Source organism: Streptomyces sp. NPDC058470 (assembly GCF_042721055.1).
Lineage (GTDB): Bacteria > Actinomycetota > Actinomycetes > Streptomycetales > Streptomycetaceae > Streptomyces.
This window is the reverse complement of sequence record NZ_JBHXMF010000002.1, coordinates 1-13,842: the sequence shown is the minus strand read 5'-3', so window position 1 is coordinate 13,842 and position 13,842 is coordinate 1. Positions and strand designations below refer to the sequence as shown.

Sequence of the window (13,842 nt, the reverse complement as noted above, 5' to 3'; positions counted from 1 at the left end):
CGGGGTGGGCCCCGGGGGGGGGTCACACTAACCCTGGTGGACAACTCCTTGTGGTGTGGGTGCCTCCACCACCCCCTTGGGGTTGGGGTGGGCACCACCGCGTTACGTCATACCGCAGGAGTACGCGGAGTTGCGTCCGGGGTCTGACGCATCTCTCCCGTCGATTTGGTCAGATGGTGAACACCACTCCTCACCGGTTCGGGTGAGAATGGCGGCTAAGAGTGGACCAGTGCAGTAGGACGAGCCGCCGCCGACGACGGAGGTAAGGCACACATGGCACCGTACGAATCCGACCACAGCACGAACGCCGACGAGGCCGAGGCCGATGACGTGCGCACCGGCCGGCGGAAGGCGGCGCGCTACGTCGTCCCGGTCGCGGTGATGGGGATGGCGGCGGCGACCATCGGGCTCGTCCCGGCGCTCGCCGACTCCGGTGACCCCGATCTGCCCAAGATCAGCGCCCAGCAGCTCATCGAGAAGATCGCCAAGTCGGACGTCGAGCAGCTGTCCGGCACCGTCAAGATCAGCACCGATCTGGGGCTGCCCGACCTCGGTGGCCTGGAGAGCAGCTTCGCTTCCGGGGCCGTACAGGGCGGTAACAGCGGCGGTTCGTCCGCCGACCCGTCCTCCAAGCTCCTGGAGCTGGCCACCGGCACGCACACGCTGCGTGTCGCGGCCGACGGCCCGGACAAGTCCAAGGTCTCCCTACTGGACAGCGCCGCCGAGTACAGCCTCATCCACAACGGCACGGACGTGTGGGGGTACGACAGCAAGTCGAACGAGGTCTACCACTCGACCGCGCCCAAGTCCGGGACGGAAAAGGGTCAGAAAGACGTCCCGGCCACTCCCCAGGAGCTCGCCGACGAGGCCCTCAAGGCCGTCGACGACACCACCTCCGTGACCGTCGACGGCACCGCGCAGGTCGCGGGCCGTGACGCGTACAAGCTGCTCATCAAGCCGAAGCAGTCCGGCTCCACGGTCGGCGCGATCACCATCGCGGTGGACTCGAAGACGGGGCTGCCGCTGAAGTTCACGCTGACCCCGGCGAGCGGCGGCGCGGCCGTCGTGGACGCCGGCTTCACCAAGGTCGACTTCTCCAAGCCGGCCGCGTCGACCTTCGACTTCACCCCGCCCAAGGGTGCGAAGGTCACCGAGGGCGACGACGGGAAGGCGCCGGAGTCCTCGCAGAAGTCCGGCGAGGACCTGGGCGCGGGACTCGGCGGACTCGACGGTCTCAAGACGATCGGCGAGGGCTGGAACTCCATCGCCGAGTTCGACACCGGTGGCGAGGGCGTACCGTCCGGCTCGTCCGGCAACAGCGACGTCGACGGGTTCCTGAACTCCCTCGGCGACCAGGTCACCGGCAAGTTCGGCTCGGGCACGGTCTTCTCGACCCGCCTGGTCAACGCGCTGATCACGGACGACGGCAAGGTGTACGCCGGTGCCGTCACCAAGGACGCGCTGGTCAAGGCGGCCGACGCGGCCCAGTAGGACTCGTATGGACAGGCCGGATCACAGGCCGGATCACAGGACGAATCACAGGCCGGATCACAGGACGAATTGAGGAGTCCATGGTGGAGCTGTCCGCCGCGGAGCCCGACCCGGTGGGCGACACGGGAGGGGCGGTGAGCGCGGTCGCGGCGACAACGGCTGAGGTGAACTCGGCTGAGGACACTGACACCGTGATCGTCACCCGCGCGCTCACCAAGCGCTTCCGCGGTGGACAGCTCGCCGTCGACGGCCTGGACCTGACCGTCCCGGCGGGCAGCGTCTTCGGCTTCCTCGGTCCGAACGGCTCGGGCAAGACCACCACCATCCGCATGCTGATGGGCCTGATCCAGCCGACCTCGGGCACGGCGCGTGTCCTGGGGCAGCCCATGCCCCGGGCCACCCGCGCCGTGCTCCCGCAGGTGGGCGCCCTCATCGAGGGCCCCGCGCTGTACGGCTTCCTCTCCGGCCGCGACAACCTCCTCCGGTACGACGCGGCCGACCCGACCGCCGACCCGCGCACCCGGCGTACACGCGTCGCGGCCGCCCTCGACCGGGTCGGGCTCGCCGCCGCCGCGGGCAAGAAGGCAAAGGCGTACTCCCTCGGTATGAAGCAGCGGCTCGGGCTCGCGGCGGCGCTGCTCCAGCCCCGCCGACTGCTCGTCCTGGACGAGCCGACCAACGGCCTCGATCCGCAGGGAATGCGCGAAATCCGTTCCCTGGTAAGGGAGTTGGCCTCGGACGGCACGACCGTCTTCCTCTCCTCACACCTGCTCGACGAGATCGAGCAGGTGTGCACGCACGCGGCCGTGATGGCGCAGGGCCGGCTCATCACCCAGGGCGCGGTGGCCGATCTGGCGGCGGGTGCGCGCGGGCGTCTCGTCGTGACGACTCCCGATCCCGCGGACGCCGCGCGCGTACTGAAGGAACAAGGCGTCGGGGATCTCGTCGTGACGGACACCGGGGTGACCGCCGAGCCCCCGGACCGCGAACTCGCCGAGCTGAACGCCGCGTTGGTCGCGGCGGGCGTCCGGGTCCGCGGTTTCGGGGTCGAACGCGCCTCGCTGGAGGACGCGTTCGTGGCGCTGACGGGGGAGGGCTTCGATGTCGCGGGCTGAGGTCATGTCCGAGACGGAAGTGATGCGTGCGCCCAGCCCGCTGTGGACGTTCGGGCTGTTCCGCAGCGAGCTGGTCACCACCTTCCGGCGGTGGCGGACCATCGCGCTGCTCGGCGTGCTCGCGGCGGTGCCGGTCCTCATCGGTATCGCCATCAGGATCGAGACGAGCGACGGATCCAGCGGCGGCCCGGGCGGCGGTGGCGAAGGACCGGCGTTCATCTCGCAGATCACCAACAACGGCCTGTTCCTGGTGTTCACGGCGCTGGCCGTGACGCTCCCCTTCTTCCTGCCGATGGCGATCGGCGTCATCGCGGGTGACGCGATCGCGGGCGAGGCGAACGCGGGAACCCTGCGCTACCTCCTGGTCGCGCCCGCCGGCCGCACCCGCCTCCTCCTCGTCAAGTACGCGACCACCATGACGTTCTGCCTGGTCGCGACCCTCGTCGTGGCGGCCTCGGCGCTCGCGGTGGGCGCGGTGCTGTTCCCCCTGGGCGAGCTGACGACCATCTCCGGGACCCGGATCAGCCTCGCGGAGGGACTCGGCAGGGCCCTGCTCATCGCGCTGGTCGTCGCCGCGTCACTGATCGGTGTCGCGGCGCTCGGCCTGTTCATCTCGACGCTGACGGGCAGCGGTATCGCGGCGATGGCGACGACCGTCGGGCTCGTCATCACCGTCCAGATCCTCGACCAGATCCCCCAGCTCCATGCGCTCCAGCCGTACTTCTTCTCCCACTACTGGCTGTCCTTCGCCGACCTCATGCGCGACCCGGTGTACTGGGACGACATGGTCCACAACCTCGGCCTACAGGCTCTGTACGCGGCGGTGTTCGGGTCGGCGGCGTGGGCGCGCTTCACGACGAAGGACATCACGGCCTGAGTCGCGGGGGCCTGGTGCTCAGCTGTCGTAGGGGAAGCGGGCGAGCGTCGGCTGCTGCGCGAAGAAGGTCTTCGCGCGGGACAGGGCCTCGCTGTCGTTGAGTACGTCACCGGGCTTGCTGCCGTTGCCGAGCAGGACCCCGCCGAAGCGCATGCCCATGTACGCGGCCGAGTGGTTGAGGGTGCCGATCAACGGGTCGGCGACCTCCTGCTCCTCGTGCGCCAGCGCGGTGACACCCCAGAAGGTGCGCCCCGCCATCGTGGCCTTGAAGTCGACGCCGGGGGTGCGCAGCCAGCCCGACCAGTAGTCGAGGTAGCGCTTGGTGGACGCGGAGACCGAGTACCAGTACAGCGGCGAGACGATGACGATGTCCGTCGCGGCGAGCGTCGCGTCGAAGAGCAGGCCCGTGCTGCCCTCGGTCGGGCGGACATGGTCACTGTCATGGCGCAGGTCCTCGAAGTCCGGCAGTGGATGCTCGGCGAGGCTCAGCCACCGCTGCTCGGCCTCCGCGGGCAGCTGCTCGGCGGCCTTGCGGGCCAGCAGTTCGGTGTTGCCGTCGGAGCGGCTGCTGCCGAGCAGGAACAGGAAACGGCGGCTCATGGGTCCCCCTAGGGTGCGTGCGGCGAAGGGTGGTCGCCGCGACTACATGCGTGGACAATATATGCATACGCATTTAGTTGTCCAGTGGATTCCCGTTCCGCAAACCCCGGCCGGGACTGGCGTGAGGTGGGAGGCGAGGATGTGTACGAGGGTGATCGGCACCGGGGTCGTCTCCGCCCCGGGACCGTCGGCGTTGACGCACCGTGGTCCGCGGGACCAGGGTGGACCGATGGGCACCTGCGCGGACATCTCTTTCGGCGCCGTCCTCCCTGTCCACCCTTCCTCCCCCGATCACCCCGAGTGAGGGCACGATGTCTCGACTCAGCCGCGAACAGAAGCGGGAACTCAAGCGGCGGCGCGCTGAGGAGGGTGCCGACTCCGGGGAGTACCTGGACCCCGCGGTGACGCCGGTGGAGGTGCGGGTGCCCGCGGGGGGCGCCGCTCCGGGCGGCGGCGTGGCCTCGGTCGGCGGCGTGCCGGTCTTCGCCGCCCCCGGCCAGACCGTCCAGGCCGCCGTCCTCGACCACCTCCACCGCCTCGCCCTCACCACCGGCCGGCCCGTACTCGCCGCGATCCACGACGAACGCACCGGCTTCGTCGTACCGATTCAGGTGTACGTGGACGGGTCGAGCACGTACGTGGGGGAGCCGCGCCGATTCCAGCCGCACCCACAGCCGGAGTCGTACCAGGACCCGCAGCCGCAGTCCCAGTCGTACCAGGACCCGAACCCACAGCCGCAGTCGTACCAGGACCCGAACCCACAGCCGCAGTTGTACCAGGACGGGCAGCCGCAGCCGCAGGCCCAGTCGTACCAGGACGGGCAGTCGCACTCGCAGCCCCAGTCATACCCGGACCGGCGGCCGCACTCGCACCCGCCTGAGCCCGCGGCCGGGCAGGTGCGACAACCGCCGATGCCGCCACCGCCACCGCCGCCGGTTCCGTCCATGCAACCGAGCGGGACGCCCCCGGTGCCCCCTGCCCCGCCGGTGGACCCGGTATGGCCCGCGGCGCCGACCGACCCCGCGCCGAGCGTCCTCCCCCCGTCGGCCTTCGCTCTGCGGACGCTGCCGGAACCGAAGGGGGAGACACCGCCCGGCGTCGCGGGACCCCCGACAGGAGAGTTCGGCCCGCCGCCCGACCTGGCCCCCGTGCGGAAGGCCGCCAGGTCCCCGATCGCCCTGAACCTGGATCTGGTACCGGACTCCGAACCCGAGCCGAAGCCCGCCCCCGTGCGGGGCTTCGACGCGGTCGCCGAAGCGGTACTGGCGCCGGTGCCGGAAGGAGCGGGCGAGGCGGCCTTCCTGTCGGAACGAGTGACGCGGATCAACGAGGCCGTGCAGGAGGGCAGGATCGAAGAGGCCGCGGGCATGGCGGAGCGCGCTGTCGCGGAGGCGGCGCAGACGCTGGGACCGGAGCACCCGGAGGCGCTGCGGGTGCGCGAACTGACCGCGTACATCGCCTACTTGGGCGGCGACGCGCCCCGGTCCTTCCGGCTGTCGCTCGACCTGGCCAGGGTCCATCGCAGGCACCGGGACCCGGACGCCGCGTACGGCAACGTACAGAGCGCGGCCACGGCCTGGCGCGCCGTCCGCGACCCCTCGCAGGGTCTGGACCTCGGACGCGACCTGATCGGCGTGTGGACCGAACTCACGGCCGACGGTGGCCCGGCCGCCGACGACATCGAACAACTCGAAAAGACCCGCACCCGCATGGGCCGCCTGACCGAACGCGCCCGCAGCCAGTCCGACTAGGTCCTGACGCCGCGAGGCCGCCCTCCGGGCGACGACGGGAATGTGACGACAGGACCTAGCCCTGCACCCGGAGCCCGCACACCCGTGGCCGGTGATCGCACGTTCGAGACGTTCGAGACGTTCGAGCAGAGACATGGCACCGACCACGGGGCAGGACTACGACCGGACCGCGCGAAGGGCCCGTCCCGGCACGACTGTGGGTAACTAGAGGGGGACTACCGCGGAGCTAGAAGGACAACTCCCACACCGCATAGGCCAGAGCGTCCCCGTTCCGGTCCAGCGCCGTGTCGTTGATGTTCGACGTCGTGTCGCAGGACGCGTGGTAGCAGCGGTCGAAGGCCAGGCCGGCCGTGCCGCCCCACTTGGCGGCCTGGGCCGTTGTCTTGATGTAGTCCGCGCCGCTGAACAGACCGCCGACCGGGATGCCCGCGGTGTCGAACGGCGCGTGGTCGGAGCGGCCGTCGCCCTCGGTCTCGATCTCCGTCGCTATGCCGATCCCGGCGAAGTAGGTCTGGAAGGTCTTCTCGATGGCGGGATCGTCGTCGTAGACGAAGTACCCCGGGTTCGGTGAGCCGATCATGTCGAAGTTCAGATAGCCGCTGATCCGCGACCGGTCGCCGGTGGCAAGGCTGTTGACGTAGTAACGCGAGCCGACCATGCCCAGTTCCTCCGCGCCCCACCAGGCGAACCGCAGATGCTTTGTGGGCTGGTACTGCGCCCGCGAGACGGCGAGCGCGGTCTCCAGCACGGCCGCCGAACCCGACCCGTTGTCATTGATGCCGGGCCCCGCCGTCACGCTGTCGAGGTGGGACCCGGCCATGACGACCTGGCCGGTGTCGCCGCCGGGCCAGTCGGCGATCAGGTTGTACCCGGTACGGCCACCGGACGTGAACTGCTGGACGGTCGTGGTGAATCCGGCCGCGTCCAGCTTGGCCTTGATGTAGTCGAGCGAGGCCTTGTAGCCGGTGCGGCCGTGCGCGCGGTTGCCGCCGTTGGCGGTCGCGATGGACTGCAGCTGTGTGAGATGGGCCTTGATGTTGGCCACGGGGAGATCAGGCGCGGCGGCCACACGTGCGGGCGCCGCGCCGGCTATCGAGCCGGTGGTGAGGAGCGTGACAACGGCGACGACAGCAGCCGCAGTGGCACGCCCGGTAGCGGAGAGCTTCATGTGGGGGGCTCCGAATTCCGCGGGAATCCACAGGGATTCCACAGTGAATGGGGTGCCTGGATGGTGAAGCTGTGACTGACTTTCCGTCAAGGGCGCTATTTGGTCAGGGGAGTTCGCATATCGGGGAGAGGCCGCGTTCGCGGCTACGGCGAACAGGGGAGAGGTTGCGTCCGCGGCTACGGCGAACAGGGGAGAGGTTGCGTCCGCGGCTACGGCGAACAGGGGAGAGGTTGCCTCCGCGACTACGGCGAACAGGGGAGAGGTCGCGTCCGCGGCTACTGGACGCAGAACTCGTTCCCCTCGGGATCCGTCAGCACCACCCACTCGCCGCCCGGCTCCTTCACCTGCCGCAGCACCGTCGCTCCCAGCCCCTCCAGCCGGGCGACCTCGTCCGAACGCCGCTCGGCTCCCGCGTGCAGGTCGAGGTGGAGTCGGTTCTTTACGGTCTTCGGCTCCGGTACGCGCTGGAAGAGCAGCCGTCGCCCGAGCCCGGTCCCGCTCTCCTCCTCGTACGGATCATCCGGATGCCGTACGGCGATCAGATCCCGAAAGGCCCGGTGACCGTGGGACTCGACGGTGAGCTCGGCCGGTACGGCGCCGAGGACCAGCAGCTTTTCGACGAGCGCGCTGTTGTTCTCGACCTCGTAGCCGAGGGCGGCGGCCCAGAAGTCCGCCTGTGCGTGCGGGTCTTCCGCGTCGATGACGAGCTTCCAGTGCAGGGTCGCGTGAGTCATGGTAACCACTTATAGTGGTTACGTGAGCGAGCGCGCAATGGAATCGCCAGGGTTGACCCTCGTGTCGTACGGCGGGACGTCCTACCGCTTCGACCCCGGCGCGCTCTGCCTGGAACTGCTGACGACGGGCGGTCCGGGCGAGTTCGCCCGCTACGAGGTGCTGCACGAGCCGTCCGACCTGGCGCACTGGGCGGACCGGAGCCGTCTCTCGCCGGGGCTGGAACTGTCCGTAGACCAGGGGGAGTTGGAGCACACGCGAACCGTGCGCGACGCCCTGTTCCTGCTGACCGCCGACCGCGCCCACGGCCGCCCACCGAGCCCCCGCGACCTGGCCCTCGTCAACGCGGCCGCGGCCGAACCGCCACTGGTCGCCCGCATCGCGTCGGACGGTACGCATGCCTGGGCCCCCGGCGCGACGGGAACCCAGCTCCTCTCCACCGTCGCGCGCGACGCCGTCGACCTCTTCACCGGCCCGCATGCCGACCGCATCCGTGAGTGCGCGTCAGACAACTGCTCGCTGCTCTTCGCCGACACATCCCGTCCAGGCCGCCGCCGCTGGTGCGCCATGGAACACTGCGGCAACCTCCACAAGGCCCGCACCCACCGAGCCCGCCGAGCAGGCCCTGCTGGCCCGTCCGGCGTTTGAGGACGAGCGCGTTCAGCGCGACAGCGGGGGTCTGGGGGCGGCAGCCCCAGGAACTAGGGACGGGAAGGGACGGAGGGGGCGAAAAAAGCCCCGTCACCTCCCGTCACCCCTAGTCCCCCCGTCACCTCCCGTCACCCCAAGTCCCCCCGTCACCTCTCGTCACCGCTGACGCCCGCGAGTCGTAGTCCGCCCGAGCCGAAGCAATCTCCCCCTGATGCCGCTCCGTCCACGTCACCAGTGACTGGATGGTGGCATGCAACGTCCCGCCCAACGGCGTGAGTTCGTACTCCACCCGCGGCGGCACCACGGCGTGCACCGTCCGCTTCACCAGCCCATCCCGCTCAAGCTGCCGCAAGGTCACGGTGAGCATCCGCTGACTGACCCCGTCGATCTCCCGTCGCAACTCCGTGAAACGGAGCACGCGCCGATCGAGCAGCGCGATCACCAGCAGGGACCACTTGCCGGCGACCCGGTCGAGGATCTGCCGTACCTCGCAGTCCTCCCGGGTGTCCCACTGGAAGGGATCGGCGTCCCCGTAGTCCACGGTGCCTTCGCAGTTACTCGGTGACTTCAAAGTGCCTTCTTCCATACCTGTCGATGCTGCCGCAGGCTGGCGTCGGTTACTAGAGGGAACCGAACCCCGGTCACGGAACCGAACCCCAGTCATGGAACCGACCCTCAGTCACGTAACCACCCCCTACCCGAGGAGTCCCCGTGGGCACCCGCGCCTGGGCACTACTGCTCGTCCTCTGCGGAACGATCTTCCTGGAGGGCATCGACGTCGCGATGCTCGCGGTCGCGATCCCCTCCATCAGGTCCGACCTCGACCTGTCGACGACCACCGCGGCCTGGGTGATGAGCGCCTATGTCCTCGGCTACGCCGGCTTCACCCTCCTCGGCGGACGCGCAGCCGACCTTCTCGGCCGCCGCCGGATGTTCCTCATCTGGCTGGCGGTCTTCCTCGCCTTCTCCGGACTCGGCGGCTTCGCCACGGAGGGCTGGATGCTGATCGTCGCCCGCTTCGTCACGGGAGTCTCCGCCGCGTTCATGACCCCGGCCGCGCTCTCCCTGATCACCACCTCGTACGAGGAGGGTCCCCGCCGTAACAAGGCCCTGCTGGTCTTCGCGGGCACGGCGGCCGGCGGCTTCTCCCTCGGCCTCGTCATCGGCGGTCTGCTCACCGAACTCGGCTGGCGCTGGGTGTTCTTCGCGCCGGTACTGCTCGCGGGTGCGATCCTCCTCGCGGCGCTCCGGCTGATCCCCGTACAGGAGGGGCGCCCCCAACGCCGTACGGCAGAAGCGCGATTCGACCTCACCGGAGCCGTCACCGCCGCCGGAGCCATGCTGCTCGCCGCCTACGCCGTCCTCCGCCTCGAACACGGCCTGCACGACTGGCAGTTGACGGCCACGGCGGCGCTTGCGTCGCTGCTCCTCGCCACCACCTTCGTCGCCGTCGAACGGCGCGCCGCCACCCCCCTCGTACGCCTCGGTCTCCTCCGCAAGGGATCCGTGGTCCGTGCCGACCTCGGCGCGCTGCTCTTCGTGGGCGCCTTCTTCGGCTTCCAGTTCGTGCTGACGCTCTATCTGCAGGAGTTGCGCGGCTGGTCGGCGCTCCAGACGGCGGTGGCGCTCATCGTGATGGGCTGCGACGCGGTGCTTGCGCCGACGCTCACGCCGAAGCTGGTCGAGCGGTACGGCCACGCCCGGGTGATCCTCGGCGGGTTCGTGCTCGCCGTCATCGCGTACGGGCTGTTCCTGCCCGTCGGCGCGGACTGGTCGTACGCGGCGATGTTCCCGACGCTGATCATCGCGGGGACCGCCTTCGCACTCGCCTACGGGCCGCTGACGATCGCGGCCACGGACGGGGTCGCCGAGTCGGAACAGGGGCTGGCGAGCGGGCTGCTGCACACGGCGACGCAGTTCGGTTCGGCGATCGGGATCTCGGCGGTGACCGCGGTCTATGGCTTGGCGTCGACGGGGTCGGGGCCGGCTGCCGATGAGCCGGACGCGACGCTTTCGGCCTTCCGCGCGGCGCTGACGGTGCCGGTCGCGATGGTGGTCCTGGGAACCCTGGTCTCGGCCCTGAGCGTCCGGGCCGCTCGGCGCGCGGTGCGCAGCGCGTCGAAGGTGAGCAGCGACAGCGCGAGCCAGACGAGCGCGAACCCGGCCCAGCGCTCGGGCGGCATGGCCTCGTGGAAGTAGAGGATGCCGAGCAGGAACTGGAAGACCGGCGCGAGGTACTGGAGGAGCCCCAGCGTGGACAGCGGTACGCGGATCGCGGCGGCGCCGAAGCAGACCAGCGGAATCGCGGTCACCACACCCGTCGACGCGAGCAGCGCCATGTGCCCCGCGCCCTCCGCGGCGAAGGTCGCCTTCCCGGTCGACCCCAGCCACAGCAGAAAGCCCAGCGCGGGCAGGAACTGGACGGCCGTCTCGGCGGCGAGCGACTCGATGCCTCCGAGGTTGACCTTCTTCTTGACCAGCCCGTAGGTGCCGAAGGAGCAGGCGAGGGTGAGGGAGATCCACGGCGGGCTGCCGTATCCGAGGGTGAGGACGACCACCGCCGCGAAGGCGACGCCGACCGCCGTCCACTGCAGGGGCCGCATCCGCTCCTTGAGGATCAGCACACCGAGCGCGATGGAGACCAGCGGGTTGATGAAGTAGCCGAGCGAGGCCTCGACCACGTGACCCGCGTTCACGGACCAGATGTAGACGCCCCAGTTCACAGTGATGAGGGCCGCGGCCACCGTGATCAGTCCGAGCTTGCGCGGCTGCCGGATCAGCTCACCGGCCCAGGCCCAGCGCCGCAGCACGACGAGCGCGATGCCGACGAAGGCCAGCGACCACACCATCCGGTGGGCGAGGATCTCGGCCGCCCCGGCGGGCTCCAGCAGCGGCCAGAACAGCGGGACGAGGCCCCATATGCCGTACGCGGCGATGCCGTTCAGCAGACCTATGTGCTGCTCGCCCCTGGCCTTCACCGCCATCGCGTCCTCCTCGCCCATGCGGCCGTGCTCGTACGGCCTTCAAGAAGGTAGCGCCGAGCGCCCCCGCCTGTCATGCCCGTATCGCCATACGGTCATGACAGGCGGGGGCGCTCGAAAGCGGCAGCGAGGGCCAGAGGGGGGAGTCAGCCCTTCAGCGCCGCCGCGACCGACTCGGCGATCGGAGTGGTCGGACGGCCGGTCAGCCGGGACAGATCGCCGGTCGTGACCGCGAGCTCACCCTTCTCGATGGACGCGTCCACGCCCACCAGGATCGTGGCGAAGGCCTCGGGCAGCCCGGCGCCGGTCAGGATGCCGAGGTAGACGTCGGCGGGAACGGAGTTGTACGCGATCTCCTTGCCGGAGTGCTTCGCCACCTCGGTTGCGTACTCGGCGAAGCCGAAGGTGGTGTCGCCGCTCAGCTCGTACGTCGTGTTCTCGTGGCCCTCGCCGGTCAGCACCGCCACGGCGGCAGCGGCGTAGTCGCCGCGCGAGGCGCCAGCGATACGACCGTCACCGGCGGCCTGGACGACAGCGCCGTGCTCGAGTGCGGGGGCGAGGTTCTCGGTGTAGTTCTCGTTGTACATACCGTTGCGCAGCAGGGAGTACGGCAGACCGGACGCGAGGATCGCCTCCTCGGTGGCCCGGTGGTCGTCGGCCAGGGCGGCCGTGAGACTGCCGGGAGCGCTGGTGTACGCGAGGAGCGCGGCCCCGGCGGCCCTGGCGGCGTCGATGACGACCTGGTGCTGGCCGACGCGGCCGAGGTGGAACTCGTTACCGGAGATCAGCAGCACCTTGTCACCGGCGGCGAACAGGCCGTCGAAGGTCTCGGGGGCGTTGTAGTCGGCGACCGCGATCCTCACCCCGCGGGCCGCGAACCCGGCGGCCTTCGCCTCGTCCCGCACGACAGCGGTGATCCGGTCGGCCGGAACCCTCTCCAACAATTCCTCGATGACGTGGCGGCCGAGGTGTCCGGTGGCTCCGGTGACGACGATGCTCATGTTTGCTCTCTCCTTGGGGGGCTTGGCACTCACCCTAGGAGCCGCACTAACTTCTTGAAAGTACCCACTTTGAAGTAAGGTACTGGCATGGCCGTAAGTAAGTGGAACGTCGAGGGCGAGGCCATGTGCCCGCGCCGCCTCGTCCTGGAGCACGTCACCAGCCGCTGGGGCGTCCTCGTCCTGATCGAGCTGAACGAACGCCCCTACCGCTTCAGCGAGTTGCGCCGCGCGATCGGGCGCGTCAGCGAGAAGATGCTGACCCAGACCCTGCAGACCCTGGAGCGCGACGGTCTCGTCCATCGCGACGCCAAGCCCGTGATCCCACCCCGGGTCGACTACTCCCTCACCGAGCTGGGCCGCGAGGCCGCCCTGCTGGTGAGCGCGCTGGGGGCCTGGACGGAAGAGCGGATGGACGACGTGGTGAAGGCGCGAGAGACGTACGACGGGGCCCGGACCTGATGGCCCGGGCCCTGTAAGGGCGTACGGAGCGCCCCGGGCCCTGTAAGGGCGTACGGAGCGCCCCGGGCCCTGTAGGGCGTATGGAGCGACCCGGGCTCTGTAGGGCGTACGGAGTGACCCGGGCTCTGTAGGGCGTATGGAGTGATCAGCCGACGACCGTCCAGGTGTCGCCGCCGGCGAGGAGTGCGGCGAGGTCGCCTTTGCCGTTCTGTTCGATGGCGGTGTCGAGTTGGTCGGACATCTGGGTGTCGTAGACGGGCCGTTCGACGGAACGCAGGACACCGATCGGGGTGTGGTGCAGGGTGTCGGGGTCGGCGAGGCGGGAGAGGGCGAACGCGGTGGTGGGCGAGGCCGCGTGCGCGTCGTGGACGAGGATCTGCGCCTGGTTCTGCGCGGTGACGTCGACGACTTTGAGGTCGCCGGTGGCCGGGTCTCTTACGACGCCCTTGGCCAGGTCGGTGCCGAAGCGGATGGGCTGTCCGTGTTCCAGGCGGATGACCGCTTCCTGGGCCTGCTGCCTGTCTTTGAGGACTTCGAAGGCGCCGTCGTTGAAGATGTTGCAGTTCTGGTAGATCTCGACCAGGGCGGTGCCGGGGTGGGCGGCGGCCTGGCGCAGTACGTCGGTGAGGTGTTTGCGGTCGGAGTCGATGGTGCGGGCCACGAAGGAGGCCTCGGCGCCGATGGCGAGGGACACCGGGTTGAAGGGTGCGTCCAGGGAGCCCATCGGCGTCGACTTGGTGATCTTGCCGATCTCGGAGGTCGGGCTGTACTGGCCCTTGGTGAGGCCGTAGATCCGGTTGTTGAAGAGCAGGATCTTGAGGTTGACGTTGCGGCGCAGGGCGTGGATGAGGTGGTTGCCGCCGATGGACAGGGCGTCGCCGTCGCCGGTGACGACCCACACGCTCAGGTCGCGTCTGCTGGAGGCGAGTCCGGTGGCGATGGCGGGGGCGCGGCCGTGGATGGAGTGCATGCCGTAGGTGTTCATGTAGTAGGGGAAGCGGGAGGAGCAGCCGATG

The 13,842-nt window shown here is 69.7% G+C and carries 13 protein-coding genes and 1 pseudogene; 7 read left to right on the top strand and 7 right to left on the bottom strand.

Annotated features, from left to right (window positions below):
- Positions 1 to 273 precede the first annotated feature (273 nt).
- The 3 genes from ACFWP7_RS01440 (at position 274) to ACFWP7_RS01430 (ending at position 3,483) form a co-directional block, all read left to right on the top strand.
- Entirely contained in the window at positions 274 to 1,491 is a 1,218-nt protein-coding gene (locus ACFWP7_RS01440) for an outer membrane lipoprotein carrier protein LolA (RefSeq protein ID WP_384374179.1), read from the top strand.
- An 80-nt stretch (positions 1,492 to 1,571) separates the two neighbouring features.
- Positions 1,572 to 2,606 (top strand): ABC transporter ATP-binding protein, encoded by a 1,035-nt coding sequence (locus ACFWP7_RS01435; protein ID WP_384374176.1) that lies wholly within the window; start codon positions 1,572 to 1,574, stop codon positions 2,604 to 2,606.
- Positions 2,607 to 2,610: 4 nt separating this feature from the next.
- Positions 2,611 to 3,483, top strand: coding sequence for an ABC transporter permease (locus tag ACFWP7_RS01430; protein ID WP_384374173.1), 873 nt, complete (start codon positions 2,611 to 2,613; stop codon positions 3,481 to 3,483).
- A gap of 18 nt (positions 3,484 to 3,501) precedes the next feature.
- Here ACFWP7_RS01430 and ACFWP7_RS01425 read toward each other — a convergent pair whose 3' ends face one another.
- Positions 3,502 to 4,083 carry a flavodoxin family protein gene (locus ACFWP7_RS01425; RefSeq protein ID WP_384374170.1) on the bottom strand — a complete coding sequence of 194 codons (582 nt, stop codon included), beginning with the start codon at positions 4,081 to 4,083 and terminating at the stop codon, positions 3,502 to 3,504.
- A gap of 311 nt (positions 4,084 to 4,394) precedes the next feature.
- Between ACFWP7_RS01425 and ACFWP7_RS01420 the strand changes: the two genes are divergently transcribed.
- Positions 4,395 to 5,834 (top strand): tetratricopeptide repeat protein, encoded by a 1,440-nt coding sequence (locus tag ACFWP7_RS01420; protein ID WP_384374168.1) that lies wholly within the window; start codon positions 4,395 to 4,397, stop codon positions 5,832 to 5,834.
- A gap of 226 nt (positions 5,835 to 6,060) precedes the next feature.
- On the opposite strand, the gene ACFWP7_RS01415 is transcribed toward ACFWP7_RS01420, so the two are convergent.
- The gene (locus ACFWP7_RS01415) at positions 6,061 to 7,002 is read right to left on the bottom strand and encodes a M28 family metallopeptidase (protein WP_384374165.1); all 942 of its coding nucleotides are present in this window, start codon (positions 7,000 to 7,002) and stop codon (positions 6,061 to 6,063) included.
- A 275-nt stretch (positions 7,003 to 7,277) separates the two neighbouring features.
- Positions 7,278 to 7,736, bottom strand: coding sequence for a VOC family protein (locus ACFWP7_RS01410; RefSeq protein ID WP_384374162.1), 459 nt, complete (start codon positions 7,734 to 7,736; stop codon positions 7,278 to 7,280).
- 37 nt (positions 7,737 to 7,773) lie between these two features.
- Between ACFWP7_RS01410 and ACFWP7_RS01405 the strand changes: the two genes are divergently transcribed.
- The gene (locus ACFWP7_RS01405; RefSeq protein WP_384374809.1) at positions 7,774 to 8,382 is read left to right on the top strand and encodes a CGNR zinc finger domain-containing protein; all 609 of its coding nucleotides are present in this window, start codon (positions 7,774 to 7,776) and stop codon (positions 8,380 to 8,382) included.
- A gap of 121 nt (positions 8,383 to 8,503) precedes the next feature.
- On the opposite strand, the gene ACFWP7_RS01400 is transcribed toward ACFWP7_RS01405, so the two are convergent.
- A complete protein-coding gene (locus tag ACFWP7_RS01400) occupies positions 8,504 to 8,971 on the bottom strand; it encodes a winged helix-turn-helix transcriptional regulator (protein WP_384374159.1) in 468 nt (155 codons plus the stop codon).
- A 125-nt stretch (positions 8,972 to 9,096) separates the two neighbouring features.
- On the opposite strand from ACFWP7_RS01400, the gene ACFWP7_RS01395 reads away from it, so the two are divergent.
- Positions 9,097 to 10,584 (top strand): MFS transporter, encoded by a 1,488-nt coding sequence (locus ACFWP7_RS01395; protein WP_384374155.1) that lies wholly within the window; start codon positions 9,097 to 9,099, stop codon positions 10,582 to 10,584.
- A 59-nt stretch (positions 10,585 to 10,643) separates the two neighbouring features.
- On the opposite strand, the pseudogene rarD reads toward ACFWP7_RS01395, so the two are convergent.
- Positions 10,644 to 11,369, bottom strand: a pseudogene (gene rarD, locus ACFWP7_RS01390) (EamA family transporter RarD); the annotation flags it as partial.
- A gap of 143 nt (positions 11,370 to 11,512) precedes the next feature.
- Positions 11,513 to 12,367, bottom strand: coding sequence for an SDR family oxidoreductase (locus ACFWP7_RS01385; RefSeq protein ID WP_384374152.1), 855 nt, complete (start codon positions 12,365 to 12,367; stop codon positions 11,513 to 11,515).
- Positions 12,368 to 12,454: 87 nt separating this feature from the next.
- Here ACFWP7_RS01385 and ACFWP7_RS01380 point away from each other — a divergent pair, with 87 nt between their 5' ends.
- Entirely contained in the window at positions 12,455 to 12,826 is a 372-nt protein-coding gene (locus tag ACFWP7_RS01380) for a winged helix-turn-helix transcriptional regulator (RefSeq protein ID WP_384374149.1), read from the top strand.
- A 145-nt stretch (positions 12,827 to 12,971) separates the two neighbouring features.
- Here ACFWP7_RS01380 and ACFWP7_RS01375 read toward each other — a convergent pair.
- A partial coding sequence (locus ACFWP7_RS01375; RefSeq protein WP_384374146.1) for a 2-oxoacid:ferredoxin oxidoreductase subunit beta occupies positions 12,972 to 13,842 on the bottom strand: 871 nt, incomplete at its 5' end.